This is a genomic window from Lysobacter brunescens (assembly GCF_042677005.1).
GTDB lineage: Bacteria > Pseudomonadota > Gammaproteobacteria > Xanthomonadales > Xanthomonadaceae > Lysobacter_I > Lysobacter_I brunescens.
In genome coordinates, this window is record NZ_JBHTIF010000002.1 from 226,240 (window position 1) to 240,271 (window position 14,032).

Here is a 14,032-nt window from a genome sequence, read left to right on the forward strand (position 1 = left end):
TGTCCATGCACGCCGCGCGCTTTGTCGTCTCCGGCCGCGTCCAGGGCGTCGCCTTCCGTGCGTACACGCGCCAGCAGGCGCTTGCCCTGGGCTTGCGCGGCCACGCAGTGAATCTCCGCGACGGCCGCGTCGAAGTGCTCGCCGTGGGCGAGGCCGAGGCCATCGACCGCCTCGGTGACTGGCTGTGGCAGGGATCGCCGCTGGCGCGCGTCGAGGATGTGCAGCGCCATGAAGCCGTCACCGATGACGCGGCGGCCCTGGATCAAGGCTTCACGATCGGCTGATTCCCCCGGCCCTGTCGTCTGCGATCCTGCGCAGACGCTATTCCCATATATCCGGTAGGCATTGGATCGGCCCCCGGCCGCTGGCAACAATCCCTACTCATCGGATAGGGAAACACGCCGGCCATGCTCACCATGAAAGCCAAGTACGCCCTGCGGACCATGACCGCCCTTGCGCGGTCCGGGGATGCGCGGGTGCAGGCGCGGCAGCTGGCCGAGCGCTGCCGGGTCCCGGCCAAGTTCCTCGAAACCATCCTCGTCGAGTTGCGCGAAGCCGGCTTCGTGCAGAGCCGCCGCGGCCAGCACGGCGGGCATGCGCTGGCCCGCGCGGCCGAGGAGATCAGGATCGGCGACGTGATCCGCGCCATCGACGGGCCGCTGGCGCCCGTGCGCTGCGCCAGCGTCACCGCCTACGAGCCCTGCCGCGATTGCCCCGACCCCGACGCCTGCGCGCTGCGCGCGCTGATGCGCGAAACCCGCGACGCCCTGTCGCGCGTGCTCGACGGCAGGTCCCTGCGCGAGTTCGCCGATGCGGACGCCGCGCTCTCACCCACGACGATGGAGTTCGCATGAAGGAGAAAGACAAGCCGCCTGCCACGCCGGAGACGCCCGGTGTCTCGCTGCAGAGCATTCCGCTCAGCGCCCACGAACGCGCGGTGATCACAGCGCTGCGTGAAGTGGCGTTCGGCGAGATCGAAGTGACCGTCCACAACGCGCGGATCGTGCAGATCACGCGCAGCCAGAAATTCCGCTTCAACGACCGCTGAGCGGTCGGAGCCAACAGATCCAGCGACCATCGCGGTCGCACGCCACCAGCGCAGACCGGACCGCCGGACGCGCGACTTTCCTTCCCTGGAGTCGACGATGTCCGAAGTGTTCCCGCGCGTCTCCGCGCGCCTGTTGCCCCTCGCGATCGCGCTGTCGATCGCATCCCCGTCCGTCCTCGCGCAGGACGCCAAGCCCAACGACGCTGCGACGCAGCGCGCATTGATCGAACGCCTCGAAGCGCTGGAACGCCATCTTGGCGTGACTGGCGATGCTGGTGCCGACAGTGTTCCAGGCGATGCCGCCGATCTCGATCGCCGCCTGCGCGTGATCGAGCGCAGGCTCGAACTGCAGGCAGAAGAAAACGCTGCGAAGGCCGCGAAGGATCCGGTGGTCTCGCTCGCGGCCAATCGCGGTCTGTCGATCAAATCGCCCGATGGCCTCGAACTGAGGCTGCGTGGCGTGGTGCAGGCCGATGGCCGCTTCTTCGTCGGCGACGAACGCGTGCCGCAGAACGACACCTTCCTGTTCCGTCGCATCCGTCCCTCGCTCGAAGGCACCTGGGGCTCGCTGGTCGGCTTCCGCCTGACCCCGGAATTCGCCGGTGACAGCACCACCATCGTCGATGCCTACGTCGACCTGAAATTCGATCCGCGTGCGACCGTCCGCATCGGCAAGGTCAAGGGGCCGGTCGGCCTGGAGCGCCTGCAGTCGGCCAGCGGCATCGCCCTGGTCGAGCGCGGCTTCCCGACCGAACTGGCGCCGAACCGCGATCTCGGCGTGCAGCTGCAGGGCGACCTCTTCGGCAATCGCCTGAACTACGTGGTCGGCGTCTACAACGGCGCGCCCGACGGCCGCGATGCCGCGACCACCAACGTCGACAACGAATTCGAATACGCCGGTCGCGTGTTCTGGGAACCGTTCAAGAACAGTGCGAACGCATGGTCGGGCCTGGGCGTGGGCGTCGCCGCCAGCGTCGGCGAGACCTTCGGTGCCGGCAACAACGTGCTGCCGCGCTACCGCACGCCCGGCCAGGTGCAGTTCTTCGGTTACGGCGCCAACGTGGTCGGCGACGGCCTGCGCCGCCGCTTCTCGCCGCAGGGCTACTACTACGGCGGGCGTTTCGGCGTGCTCGGCGAATACATCACCTCCGAGCAGGAGGTGCGCATCGCTTCCGGCATCGGCGCCGGTCGTCGCGAGCATCTCGAACACGAGGCCTGGCAGCTCACCGGCAGCGTCGTGCTGACAGGCGAGGACGCCAGTTATCGCGGCGTGGCCAAGCCGGACCGTCCGTTCACCGTCGGCGGCGAAGGCTGGGGCGCGTTCGAGCTGGTCGGCCGCTACGGCGAATTGTCATTGGACGATGCGACATTTCCCCTGTTCGCCAATCCGGCGACCTCCGCACGCGCCAGCCGCGCGTGGACCCTCGGCCTGAACTGGTACCTCAACAGCAATCTCAAGCTGGTCGCGAACTACACCGAAGCCAGCTTCGACGGCGGCGCGGCCGCCGGTGCGGATCGCGAGGACGAGAAGTCCATCTTCACCCGCGCGCAATTCTCCTTCTGACCGACGCACCGTGCATCTCCACACCAACATCTCCCTCCAAGGACACCCATGAACACTCCATTGCTCAAGTCCTTCCTCGTCGCGACCGTCGTCGCGCTCTCCGCATTCGCCGCGCCACCGCGTGCGGCACTCGCCGCCGAGAAGGAATTCCTCAACGTCTCCTACGACCCGACCCGCGAGTTCTATGCCGAGGTCAACCAGCGTTTCGCCGCGCAGTGGAAGCAGCAGACCGGCGAGAGCCTGAAGATCCGCGCGTCCCATGGCGGTTCCGGCAAGCAGTCGCGCTCGGTGATCGACGGCCTGCAGGCCGACGTCGTCACCCTGGCGCTGTCGGGCGACATCGACGCCATCGCGCAGAACGCGAAACTGCTGCCCGCGAACTGGCAATCCCGGCTGCCGCACAACAGTTCGCCGTACACCTCGACGATCGTGTTCCTGGTGCGCAAGGGCAACCCGAAGAAGATCCGCGACTGGGGCGACCTGGCGAAGCCCGGCGTCGCGGTGATCACGCCGAACCCCAAGACCTCCGGCGGCGCGCGCTGGAACTATCTCGCGGCCTGGGCCTGGGCCTCGAAGGAATATCGCGACGGCGACAAAGTGCTCGGTTTCCTCACGCGACTGTTCAAGAACGTGCCGGTGCTGGATACCGGTGCGCGTGGTTCGACCACCACCTTCGTCGAACGCGGCATCGGCGACGTGCTGATCGCCTGGGAGAACGAGGCCCTGCTCACGCTCAACGAAGGCGACACGCGCAGCAAGTTCGAGATCGTCGTGCCCAGCCTGAGTATCAAGGCCGAGCCGCCGGTCGCCTGGGTCGACAGGAACGTGGCCAAGCACGGCACGCGCAAGCAGGCCGAAGCCTATCTGCGCTTCCTCTACACGCCGGAAGGCCAGCGCCTCGCTGCCAAGCATTTCTATCGCCCATCCGAACCGGACAAGGTGCCGGCCGCCGAACTGGCGAAGTTCCCGCAGGTCACGCTGGTCACCATCGACAGTGCGTTCGGTGGCTGGAAGAAGGCGCAGGCGCAGCATTTCGCCGACGGCGGTTTCTTCGATCGCATCCAGCAGTCCGGACGTTGATCCGATGAACCCTGGCCATCGCCCACACAGGGAGACGCCTGCATGACTTCTTCTGCCATACAGCGCGACAGGGCGCCCACCGCGCCCACCGCGTTGCCCGCCACCCACATGCGCAGGCTGCGTCATCCGTTGCCGGGATTCGGCCTCGGCCTCGGCGTCGGCATGGCCTGGCTCGGGCTCGTCGTCCTGCTGCCATTGCTCGCCCTGTGCGTGCGTGCGGCAGGCCTCGGCATCGACGGCTGGCTGCGCGCGTTCCGTGACGAGCGCGTGCAGGCCGCGCTGCAGCTGAGCTTCGGTGCAGCGCTGGTAGCGGCGATCGTTGCATCGCTGGTCGGCCTGATCGTTGCCTGGGTGCTGGTCCGCTACCGCTTCCCGGGCAGACGCCTGATCGATGCCCTCGTCGATTTGCCGTTCGCGCTGCCGACGGCGGTCGCGGGCATCGCGCTGACCGCGATCTACTCCAGCAACGGCTGGGTCGGGCAATGGCTCGAACCGCTGGGTATCAAGATCGCGTACACCAGCGTCGGCATCACGCTCGCGCTGATCTTCATCGGCTTGCCGTTCGCGGTGCGCTCGGTGCAGCCGCTGCTGGAGACCCTGGGGCGCGAACAGGAAGAGGCCGCCGCTTCGCTGGGTGCATCGCGCTGGACCGCACTGCGCCGCGTGGTGCTGCCGGAAGTGCTGCCCGGCGTGCTCACCGGCTTCTCGCTCGCGTTCGCGCGCGGACTGGGCGAATACGGCTCGGTGATCTTCATCGCCGGCAACCTGGCGTACAAGACCGAGATCGCGCCGCTGCTCATCACCATCCGCCTGGAGGAATACGACTACAACGGCGCCATCGCGCTGGCGGCGCTGCTGCTGGCCGCGTCGTTCCTCTGCCTGCTCGCGATCAACGCCATTCCCGCGCTGTTTGCGCACGGGCGCGGCAAGGGAGACCACCATGTCTGCTGAGTCCTTCCACCATGACGATCCACTGCGCGAGCCCGTGTGGGTGCGTGTGGGGCTGATCGCCTTCGCGGTGCTCGCCATGCTCCTGCTGGTCGTGCTGCCGCTGATCACCGTGCTGGCGTCTGCGTTCGGCGACGGTTTCGGCGCATGGTGGGCGGCGCTGCGCGAACCCGATGCCCTGGCTGCGCTGCGCCTGACCCTGCTCACCGTGTCGATCGCGGTGCCGGTGAACGCGGTCTGCGGCGTGCTGATGGCCTGGGCGCTCGCGCGTTTCGAGTTTCCGGGCAAACGCGTGCTGCTGTCGCTGATCGACCTGCCGTTCGCGGTGTCGCCGGTCGTCGCCGGCCTGTGCCTGGTGCTGCTGTTCGGCGCGCATGGCTGGTTCGCGGAACTGCTCGCCGAGCACGACATCAAGATCTTGTTCGCGCGCCCCGGCATCGTGCTGGCCACGCTCTTCATCACCTTTCCGTTCGTGGTGCGCGAATTGCTGCCGCTGATGCAACAGCAGGGCGCCGACGATGAGCTTGCGGCGCGCTCGCTGGGCGCCGGTGCATGGCGGCTGTTCTTCCGCATCACCCTGCCGAACATCAAGTGGGGCCTGCTCTACGGCGTGCTGCTGTGCACGGCGCGCGCGATGGGCGAGTTCGGCGCGGTGTCGGTGGTCTCCGGCCACATCCGCGGGCTCACGAATACGCTGCCGCTGCACATCGAGATCCTCTACAACGAATTCGACACCGTTGCCGCGTTCGCCGCCGCCTCGCTGCTCTCGGGCATGGCGCTGGTCACGCTGGTGCTCAAGTTCTGGCTGGAATCCCGCCATGGCGACGCGCTGGCGTCGTCGCACAGGAAACACTGATTAGGAGTCCGTTGACATGCACCTGACCCTCCGCAACCTCCGCAAGCAGTATCCCGGCACCGCCGCGCTCGACGGCGTCGACCTCGACATCGCCTCGGGCGAACTCGTCGCGCTGCTCGGTCCGTCGGGATCGGGCAAGACCACGCTGCTGCGGATCATCGCCGGCCTGCTGTCGCCGGATGCCGGCGAGGTCCGCTTCGGCGACCGCGACGCCACACGACTGAGCCTGCGCGAACGCAACGTCGGCTTCGTGTTCCAGCACTACGCACTGTTCCGGCACATGACCGTGGCCGAGAACATCGCCTTCGGCCTGAGCAGCCGGCCGCGCGCCCGGCGCCCCGACAAGGCGACGATCGCGCGTCGCGTCGAGGAACTGCTGCAGCTGATCCAGCTGCCCGGCTACGGCCGGCGCCATCCCGAACAGCTGTCCGGCGGGCAGAAGCAGCGCATCGCCCTGGCCCGCGCGCTGGCGATCGATCCGAGCGTGCTGCTGCTCGACGAGCCCTTCGGTGCGCTCGACGCCAAGGTGCGCGTCGAACTGCGACGCTGGCTGCGCCGCCTGCACGACCAGACCGGGCAGACGACGGTGTTCGTCACCCACGACCAGGAAGAAGCATTGGAACTGGCCGATCGCGTGGTCGTGCTGCGCGAGGGACGCATCGAACAGGTCGGCACGCCGGACGAGATCTATGCGCATCCGGCCTCGGCCTACGTGTTCGACTTCATCGGTCGCGGCAATGCGATCCGTGGGCGGGTGCAATCCGGCGTGTTCGTGGCCGAGGACGAACTTGGCGTGCTGGATGCGCCTGGCGTCGCCGATGGCGATGCGCTGGCGATGTTTCGTCCGCACCAGGCGGTGCGCAACGACGAGGACGGCGAGGGCATCCGCGTGCGCGTGTCCGGCATGCACCGACGCGCGGAACGGATCACCGTCGATCTCTCCGCCGGCGGCGGCAATCGGCCGATCGAATGGGAGCATGTCGCCGACGATGGATTGCTGCTGCCTGCGGTCGGCGAGTCGCTGGTGCTGCGGCCGACGCGACCGCGTTTCTTCCCGTTGTCGGCTTGATCCACCCGCTGCGGACTTGGCCCGCCGTCGCCGTGTTGCGTACCGTCGCCATGTCCGGAACTCCCGAGGTCGAGTCTTTTCGACGGCGAGGGGATTCGATAAGGCAGGCTTGAACGGCAGGCCAAGTCCGCAGCAGGCATGCGATCAGCCGGAGCCGGGCGTCGTCATCCGCAGGCCGTGTCGCCATTCGGTTTCCCGGGTGGCGAGGTCCGAGGCATCGAGCCAGCGCAGGATCGCGCGCACGGTGACTACCGGATAGTCGCCGCCCAGGCGCGTACCGACGCCGTGGTCGGTGAACACGAGGTGCGCGCTGCCGAACAGGCCGCCGACGATCCGCTTCGAGTACGCGATGTGGATGAGGTCGGGCTCGAACCCGTGCGCCTGCGCGAGCAGGTAGGCCTGCGCGCGATCCGTCGTGCGATGTCGCTCCGGGATCGAGGCCGCGATGTGCTCCAGCACCCAGGCCGTGGAGTTCTGGTAGCGCGCGCTGCCGGGTCGTGCGATGAGGTTGTAGCGCGGCGTGTACAGCGGATCGTGCCGAAGGTCGACCAGGCGCGCGGCGAGTCGTGCCGCGAGGCCGGGTTCCAGCCAGGTGATCCGCGCGTCCTGTTCGATCAGGTCGTCGGCGAAGAAATTGACCAGGCCCTGCGCGTACAGGCCTGAACCGTCGCTGCTGCAGTCGTTGAGCAGGTGGACCACGGTCCAGCGGCCGGCGGCGTGGTCGCGCACCGCGAAGCCGGTGTGGCTGTAGCGCAGACCGTGTTTCGAGAGGTCGGTGCCGACGCGAGAGACCAGCGCGACCGGGGCATCATGGCGGTCCAGTTCCTCCACGACCATCCGCGCGGTGCGCGCGGCATCGGCGATGCGCGCGGGCGTCATCGTCCGGGTTTCGCAGGGCGTGCCCGCGTTCGCCGCCGGGGCCACGCTCATCAGCACGATCAGCGCCGCCAGCATCAGGCCGATCAGGCTCGCGGCAACACGCGCGCTGCGGCGTTCGTCGTCGGGGTCGTAACCGCTCACGAGACGCGCTCCGGGGAAGCGGGCTGCAGGGAAGTGATCTCCCGCGAGTGGATGTGCGTGCGCGTGGTCTCGTCGGCGATGAAGCAGATCGCTTCGCCGCTGGCCATCAGCAGCCAGCCGCCGGTCACCGCCACCGCTTCCAGCGCATGCCCGGCGGACAGGCCGAGCGCCTTCACCGCCTCGACCGAGAGGTAGACCACGAATGACACGCCGATGCCCACCGCCGAGACCGTCACCGCGACCACCGTGCCGCTGGCGACGACGCCAGTGACCACGAATTCGCTGCCCGCCGCCAGGGCGCTGACCGCCGCGATCGGCACCTCCACCGAGGCGGCGAGACTGGCCTCGGAGGCGCGCGACGCGCCAGCGTCGGCGGCCCGGGCATCCGCGGGCTTGATCAGCAGGCAGCCCAGCGTCAGCACGGTGGCGGCGATGCGATAGCGCAGGGGCATGTGGCGCAGCAGGGACAGCGGGCTTGGCGGCATGGCGGCGGCAGCGATCGGGAGGTGGATCGAGGAAAGCCGCGGCCCGGATCCATTGCAAACGGAATCGACCGGGTGTAAGCAGTGGGGCTGGCAAGTATTGGAAAGCGATACCCATGGCCGTTTCGGTGGACCTGATCGACGCCCTCAAGCGCCTCCTGCGCGGGCAGGGCATGACCTATCGCGAGCTGGCCGCGCGCCTGAAGATGAGCGAGGCGGCGGTCAAGCGCATGTTCTCGCTGCGCGCGATGAGCCTGCAGCGCCTGGAGCAGATCTGCGACGTGCTGGACATCGGCCTGGCCGAGATCGCCGCCGAGTCCGTGCGCGGCAAGGACAGCATGGCCGAGCTGAGCGAGGCCCAGGAGCGCGCGCTCGTCTCCGATCCGGCGCTGCTGTTGGCACTGTTCCTGAGCCTGAACCGCTGGAAGCAGAGCGACGTGCTGGCCCAGTTCTCGTTCACCGAGCCGCAGTGGACCGGCCTGCTGGTCAAGCTCGACCGCCTGGGCATCATCGAACTGCAGCCGGGCAACCGCGCGCGCCCGCTCACCGCGCGGAATTTCCGCTGGCGTCGCGGCGGACCGATGGAACGCTACTTCCGCGAGAAGCTGCTTGGCGATTACTTCGCCGATGCCTTCGACGGCGAGCAGGATGGCCTGTTCCTGCTCAGCGGCAGCCTGAGCGTCGATGGCGTGCGGCAGATGCGCCAGCGCCTCGAAGAAGTGGTGAAGGAGTTCGATGCGCTGCTGGTGCGCGATGCCACGCTCTCGCCGAAGGAGCGCATCGGCGTGAGCCTGGTGCTCGCGCAGAAGCCGTGGCTGCTGCAATTGTTCCAGGGCTATCGACGCGCGCTCGATGCGAAAGGCTGAACGCGGACGACAGCATGTGCATGCATACCCGTGCGTACAGTAGATGCATACGCATGCGTAGGTTCACGCATTGCATGAACGCATTCGCCCATACGCATGCGGATGCTGGAAAAACAGGGGTTTGACGCGCCGTCGTCGCCGCGAAAATGGCGATAATGGCAAGTTCTGTCCACTCGCTCTCCGCACATGCCGCAGCCCGCTTCGTTCGATTACGCGCAACTCATCGCCTGCTCGCAAGGCACCGTCTTCGGCCCCGGCAATGCGCGCCTTCCCGCGCCGCCGATGCTGATGTTCGACCGCATCACCCGCATCGACGAGAAGGGGGGCTCGCACGGCAAGGGACTGCTGGTGGCGGAACTGGACATCCGCCCGGACCTCTGGTTCTTCGCGTGCCACTTCGAAGGCGACCCGGTGATGCCCGGTTGCCTCGGCTTGGATGCGATGTGGCAGCTCGCGGGTTTCTACCTGCCGTGGCTCGGCGAACCGGGTCGCGGCCGCGCGCTCGGTGTCGGCAACGTCAAGTTCACCGGCCAGGTGCTGCCCACCGCGAAGGTGGTGCGCTACGAGATCGACGTGCGCCGCGTCATGCGCGGCAAGCTCGCGCTGGTCATCGCCGATGGCCGCACCTACGTCGATGATCGCCTGATCTACGAGGCAGAAGGGCTGCGTGTCGGCCTGTTCCAGTCGGTGGAGGGCTTCTGATGCGTCGCGTCGTCGTCACCGGCTACGGCCTGGTTTCCCCGATCGGCAACGATTCCGATACCGTCTCCGCCGCGCTGCGCAATGGCACCAGCGGCATCGAATCCGTCGCCGAGTACGCCGAGAAGGGCTTCCGCAGCCAGGTCGCGGGCGTGCCGAAGATCGATCTCGATGCGCAGATCGATCGCAAGCTCAAGCGTTTCATGGGCGATGCCGCCGCCTACGCGTACATCGCGATGCGCGACGCCATCGCCGATGCCGGCCTCGACGAGGCGCAAGTGCGCAACCCGCGCACCGGCGTGATCGCCGGCTCCGGCGGCGCGTCGGCGCACTGGCAGATCGAGACCGGCGACCTGATGCGCAACAAGGGCGCGCGCAAGGTCGGCGCGTTCATGGTGCCGCGCACGATGGCCTCGACCGTGTCCGCGTCGCTGGCCACCGCGTTCGGCATCCAGGGCGTGAGCTACACCATCGCTGCGGCCTGCGCGACCTCCGCGCACTGCATCGGCGCCGCTGCCGACCTGATCCGCCATGGCGCGCAGGACATCGTCATGGCCGGTGGTGGCGAAGAGCTGCACTGGGGCCTGTCGGTGCAGTTCGATGCGATGGGTGCGCTGTCCAGCCACTTCAACGACACCCCGCAGCGCGCCTCGCGTCCGTACGACGCGGATCGCGACGGCTTCGTCATCGGCGCCGGCGGCGGCATCCTCGTGCTCGAAGAATACGAACACGCCAAGGCACGCGGCGCGCGCATCCATGCCGAACTGGTCGGCTATGGCGTGACCTCCGACGGTGCCGACATGGTCGCGCCCAGCGGCGAGGGCGCGGTGCGCTGCATGCGCATGGCGATGCAGGGCTTCCCGGGCGGCGGCGAGCCGGTCGGCACGATCGATTACCTCAACACCCACGGCACCTCGACGCCGCTGGGCGACATCATCGAGATCGAGGCGGTGCGCGAAGCCTTCGGCGGCGACACTGCTGCAATCCCGCCGTTCTCCTCGACGAAGGCGCTCACTGGCCATTCGCTCGGCGCCGCCAGCGTGCACGAAGCGATCTACAGCCTGCTGATGCTGCGCGACGGCTTCATGGCCGGCTCGGCGAACATCGAGACCCTCGATCCGCGCCTCGACGGCTATCCGGTGCTGCGCGAGACCCGCGATGCGCCGCTGCGCACGGTCATGTCGAACAGCTTCGGCTTCGGCGGCACGAACGCGACGCTGGTGTTCCGGGCGGTGTGAACCATTCTGGAGCGGGGTCGATGACCCCGCTCCTCAAGTCCCGTCGAATCGACTGGGGGTGCGTTTCGGATAGGCCAGCCCTTTGTGGATGAACATGGCATTCCGGCGCGTTTCGTCGAATTCGACCCGGTTCATGGCGATCGTGTCGAGTGGTTTGAATCCCTGGATGTTTCCGTCTGCATCCCGCACGCGAAACGCATCGCGTGCGGCAGCGGCATCGTGACCGATGCCGTAGACCATCAGCTGGTCGGAATAGTCGTCGATGGCATCGTCGAAGCCACTGTCGAAAATCCAGAAGGCCATGTCGCGATCCAGGACGAGCATCGAGCGCGGCACGTCATGGAAGCTTCCATATTCGACGATCCGCAACCACTTCAGGACCGGGATAGCCGCAGTCTCGTTCGGGTTCATTCGACAGTCTGCAGCGGCTTCACCACCGAATAGCGTTCCTTCTTCGGCTTCCCGGGCAGCGGCGGGAAATCGACCGGTTCCGGCTTGATCTGCGTGTCCGGCAGGCGATCGAGCAGGTCGCGGATCATCGTGAGCCGGCCGCGCTTCTGGTCGTTGAAATCGACCAGTGTCCACGGCGCGTAGTCAGTGTGGGTGGCCTTGAGCATGGCTTCGCGCGCCTTCGTGTATTCGTCGTACTTCGCGCGTGCGTCGATGTCGATCGGCGACAGCTTCCAGCCCTTGAGCGGGTCTTCGCGGCGTTCGGCGAAGCGCTTTTCCTGCTCGTCCTGGTCGCAGCACAGCCAGTACTTGAACAGCAGGATGCCGTCGTCGACCAGCATCTTCTCGAAGACGGGCGCCTGCTTCAGGAATGCCTTCACCTGCTTGTCGTCGGCGAAGCCCATCACCTTCTCGACGCCGGCGCGGTTGTACCAACTGCGGTCGAACAGCACGATCTCGCCAGCCGCGGGCAGGTGCGGCACGTAGCGCTGGAAATACCATTGGCTGCGTTCGCGCTCGCTCGGCTTGGGCAGGGCGACGGTGCGGCACTGGCGCGGGTTGATGTGCGCGCTGATCGCATCGATCACGCCGCCCTTGCCGGCGGTGTCGCGGCCTTCGATCAGCACCAGGATGCGCTGGTTCGTGTGCGCGGCCCAGCGCGCCATCGACGCCAGCTCGCGCTGCAGCGGTTCCAGGCGTTCCTCGTAGTCCTTGCGCTTGAGCTTTTCGGGTTTGGTCATGGTGAGATCCGCAGTTCCAGTCATTGGGATGTTGGAAACCAGATGTCGTCGAGGTCTTCCATTGTGCCGTCGAAGTCGAAGGGCTTCAGGAAATCGTTCATGGCGTCCGGAGGTTCGCCACGGAGCATGCTGGCTCGCATTTCAAGCAGGCGGATCAAGCAGGCGCCGGAATAATGGTTTTCTCCCCATGCTTGCGGTGGCCCATGGATTTCGACGCGCCGTTGCAGATCGCGCTCGGCGACTTTCCAGAAGGCTTCTCGATCATCTAGGGTCAAGCCCCTCAGATCGAAGCCGTCAAAGATCGAGTAGCCGTGTTCGCACTTGTCCATGAGCCAGTGCGCGAGCTTTGCTTGAGGAGGCGGCAGCAGTTCCGCGATCCGCTCGAGCATTCCGGTCATGCCCAAATTGGACCCGCTCAACACTCTGCCGTCTTCGAGCACGATTTGAATGCTCACCGCGCCTGTCCGTCAGGTTGCTTTGCGCGCTCGCTTGCTCGCCGCCCGCTTGCGCGCGGGCTTCGCCGGTGCATCCTCCGGTCGCGCACCGGCGGCCATGCTCTTCGCGACTTCCAGCAGCGCGCCCTGCTGCCTGGTGTTGAGCGCGCGGTAGGCGGCGAGCAGCGCGTGTTCGCCCCTGGTGCGGGTGGGGTCGAGGGTGCTGGCGACTTCGGCCAGCAGCGCGCCGGCGGGGACGCCGAAGGTGCGGGCGAGGGCGTCGATCTGGTCGCGCCCGGGCATCTTCTCGTCCTTCAGCCAGGCGCTGATGGTGCTGGCGCCGGCGCGCGGGATGGCGGTGGCGAGGTCGGTCACCGACAGGCCGGTGGCCTTGGTCAGCAGGCGCAGGGTGTTGCCGATCGGCATGGCTTACTCCTTGAGGCGGGGCCGCAGGGTCGCAAGGTTGCACGGTTTCGTGCGCGCGTCGAGCTGTGCGCAGACGATCTTCTCCCAGGCGGTCCGGCAGGCCGAGGTGGAGCCGGGCAGGGCGAACAGGAAGGTGCCGTTGGCCAAGCCCGCGAACGCCCGAGACTGCAGGGTCGAGGTGCCGATCTCCTCGTAGCTGATCGCCCGGAACAGCTCCCCGAAGCCCGGCATCTCCTTGTCCAGCAGCGGCAGCAGCGCCTCCGGCGTCGAGTCGCGGCCGGTGAAGCCGGTCCCCCCGGTCACCAGGATGCCGTCCACCGCCGGATCCGCGATCCAGATCGACACCTGCGCTCGCAGCTTGTAGCGGTCGTCAGGCAGGAGGGTGCGGTCGTGCAGCCGATGGCCGGCCTCGACCAGCGCCTCGGCGAGATAACCGCCGGAACTGTCCTCCGCCAGCGTGCGGGTGTCCGACACGGTGAGGACGCAGAGAGAGAGGGGGATGAGGTTGGGTTGGGCGGTCATGGCTGATCAATATCTCTCGGTGGATCGAAAAAGCATGCATGAATCGGATGGTGCCGACTTTGCAATCACTCCAGCGCTTTCGCGACATCCTTCGCGGTGCGCGAGACCGCTGCCAGAACGGCGGCATGCTCGCTGCTTCCGATCAGCTTTCCGCTGGGCCTGTGAAAAGACGCCAATATCGCGCCAGTTGCCACGTCGATGACACGTACCGTCGAGAACCCGTTCAGCATGGCTCCGGTGTGGTGGCTGGTGACCTTGCCCATGATCAGTACCTCGGCATTGGCTTCTTTCGCTTTCTGGATGGCCAATTCCGTGGGAGCGAGATTGCCGCCGGCAATGATGTCGGTCGACTCGATCCGTAAAGCGGAGCCTTGCACGATGGTCGCCTGGATTCTGGTTTCAAGCTCGGCAATGAACAAGTCGGTGCTTACTTCGACGAAGTCTGGATTTCCTTCGAATCGGGGCACGAATATCTTGGTGATGGCAATCCTGTCGATCGCTTCCTTGTTGACGCGGGTGACGGACGGGTTTGCGAATCCAGTCAGGAAAACAATGAGGGCGATGCAAAACAGTATGCGGCGCATGCTGTG

General features: G+C 67.0%; 19 protein-coding genes. 11 read left to right on the top strand and 8 right to left on the bottom strand.

The window, feature by feature from the left end; translation table 11 throughout:
• Positions 1-5: 5 nt before the first annotated feature.
• The 8 genes from ACFQ0E_RS13070 to ACFQ0E_RS13105 all read left to right on the top strand — a co-directional run bounded on the left by ACFQ0E_RS13070 (position 6) and on the right by ACFQ0E_RS13105 (position 6,565).
• On the top strand, positions 6-284 hold the full coding sequence (locus ACFQ0E_RS13070; RefSeq protein WP_386824467.1) for an acylphosphatase: 279 nt from the start codon (positions 6-8) through the stop codon (positions 282-284).
• Positions 285-407: 123 nt separating this feature from the next.
• A complete protein-coding gene (locus ACFQ0E_RS13075; RefSeq protein WP_386824469.1) occupies positions 408-854 on the top strand; it encodes an RrF2 family transcriptional regulator in 447 nt (148 codons plus the stop codon).
• Positions 851-1,048: a DUF2292 domain-containing protein gene (locus ACFQ0E_RS13080; protein WP_386824471.1), complete on the top strand. Its 198-nt coding sequence runs from the start codon at positions 851-853 to the stop codon at positions 1,046-1,048. Before ACFQ0E_RS13075 ends, ACFQ0E_RS13080 begins: the two co-directional genes overlap by 4 nt.
• A gap of 97 nt (positions 1,049-1,145) precedes the next feature.
• A complete protein-coding gene (locus tag ACFQ0E_RS13085; RefSeq protein WP_386824472.1) occupies positions 1,146-2,612 on the top strand; it encodes an OprO/OprP family phosphate-selective porin in 1,467 nt (488 codons plus the stop codon).
• A gap of 48 nt (positions 2,613-2,660) precedes the next feature.
• On the top strand, positions 2,661-3,692 hold the full coding sequence (locus ACFQ0E_RS13090) for a sulfate ABC transporter substrate-binding protein (RefSeq protein ID WP_386824474.1): 1,032 nt from the start codon (positions 2,661-2,663) through the stop codon (positions 3,690-3,692).
• Positions 3,693-3,800: 108 nt separating this feature from the next.
• Positions 3,801-4,643 (top strand): sulfate ABC transporter permease subunit CysT, encoded by an 843-nt coding sequence (gene cysT / locus ACFQ0E_RS13095; RefSeq protein WP_386824773.1) that lies wholly within the window; start codon positions 3,801-3,803, stop codon positions 4,641-4,643.
• Positions 4,633-5,496: a sulfate ABC transporter permease subunit CysW gene (cysW, locus tag ACFQ0E_RS13100; protein WP_386824476.1), complete on the top strand. Its 864-nt coding sequence runs from the start codon at positions 4,633-4,635 to the stop codon at positions 5,494-5,496. Before cysT ends, cysW begins: the two co-directional genes overlap by 11 nt.
• Before the next feature lie 16 nt (positions 5,497-5,512).
• On the top strand, positions 5,513-6,565 hold the full coding sequence (locus ACFQ0E_RS13105) for a sulfate/molybdate ABC transporter ATP-binding protein (RefSeq protein ID WP_386824478.1): 1,053 nt from the start codon (positions 5,513-5,515) through the stop codon (positions 6,563-6,565).
• A gap of 144 nt (positions 6,566-6,709) precedes the next feature.
• Here the strand turns inward: ACFQ0E_RS13105 and ACFQ0E_RS13110 are convergent, their stop codons facing one another.
• Positions 6,710-7,585 (bottom strand): DUF2145 domain-containing protein, encoded by an 876-nt coding sequence (locus ACFQ0E_RS13110; protein ID WP_386824480.1) that lies wholly within the window; start codon positions 7,583-7,585, stop codon positions 6,710-6,712.
• Positions 7,582-8,070, bottom strand: coding sequence for a hypothetical protein (locus tag ACFQ0E_RS13115; protein ID WP_386824482.1), 489 nt, complete (start codon positions 8,068-8,070; stop codon positions 7,582-7,584). Before ACFQ0E_RS13115 ends, ACFQ0E_RS13110 begins: the two co-directional genes overlap by 4 nt.
• A 113-nt stretch (positions 8,071-8,183) precedes the next feature.
• Here ACFQ0E_RS13115 and ACFQ0E_RS13120 point away from each other — a divergent pair, with 113 nt between their 5' ends.
• The 3 genes from ACFQ0E_RS13120 (at position 8,184) to ACFQ0E_RS13130 (ending at position 10,870) form a co-directional block, all read left to right on the top strand.
• Positions 8,184-8,933: a helix-turn-helix domain-containing protein gene (locus ACFQ0E_RS13120; RefSeq protein WP_171008338.1), complete on the top strand. Its 750-nt coding sequence runs from the start codon at positions 8,184-8,186 to the stop codon at positions 8,931-8,933.
• Positions 8,934-9,119: 186 nt separating this feature from the next.
• Entirely contained in the window at positions 9,120-9,635 is a 516-nt protein-coding gene (gene fabA / locus ACFQ0E_RS13125; RefSeq protein ID WP_386824484.1) for a 3-hydroxyacyl-[acyl-carrier-protein] dehydratase FabA, read from the top strand.
• Positions 9,635-10,870, top strand: a complete 1,236-nt coding sequence (locus tag ACFQ0E_RS13130) for a beta-ketoacyl-ACP synthase II (RefSeq protein WP_386824488.1) — start codon at positions 9,635-9,637, stop codon at positions 10,868-10,870. Before fabA ends, ACFQ0E_RS13130 begins: the two co-directional genes overlap by 1 nt.
• 33 nt (positions 10,871-10,903) lie before the next feature.
• On the opposite strand, the gene ACFQ0E_RS13135 is transcribed toward ACFQ0E_RS13130, so the two are convergent.
• From ACFQ0E_RS13135 to ACFQ0E_RS13160, 6 genes are all read right to left on the bottom strand, one after another.
• Complete coding sequence (locus ACFQ0E_RS13135; protein WP_386824490.1) at positions 10,904-11,281, bottom strand: hypothetical protein; 378 nt, start codon at positions 11,279-11,281, stop codon at positions 10,904-10,906.
• Positions 11,278-12,060: a polyphosphate kinase 2 gene (gene ppk2, locus ACFQ0E_RS13140; protein ID WP_386824492.1), complete on the bottom strand. Its 783-nt coding sequence runs from the start codon at positions 12,058-12,060 to the stop codon at positions 11,278-11,280. Before ppk2 ends, ACFQ0E_RS13135 begins: the two co-directional genes overlap by 4 nt.
• 20 nt (positions 12,061-12,080) lie before the next feature.
• Complete coding sequence (locus tag ACFQ0E_RS13145) at positions 12,081-12,515, bottom strand: hypothetical protein (protein ID WP_386824493.1); 435 nt, start codon at positions 12,513-12,515, stop codon at positions 12,081-12,083.
• A 12-nt stretch (positions 12,516-12,527) separates the two neighbouring features.
• Positions 12,528-12,920: a helix-turn-helix domain-containing protein gene (locus ACFQ0E_RS13150; protein ID WP_386824495.1), complete on the bottom strand. Its 393-nt coding sequence runs from the start codon at positions 12,918-12,920 to the stop codon at positions 12,528-12,530.
• 3 nt (positions 12,921-12,923) lie between these two features.
• Complete coding sequence (moaB, locus tag ACFQ0E_RS13155; RefSeq protein WP_386824497.1) at positions 12,924-13,442, bottom strand: molybdenum cofactor biosynthesis protein B; 519 nt, start codon at positions 13,440-13,442, stop codon at positions 12,924-12,926.
• Between the two features lie 65 nt (positions 13,443-13,507).
• A complete protein-coding gene (locus ACFQ0E_RS13160; protein ID WP_386824499.1) occupies positions 13,508-14,026 on the bottom strand; it encodes a hypothetical protein in 519 nt (172 codons plus the stop codon).
• Positions 14,027-14,032: the final 6 nt, after the last annotated feature.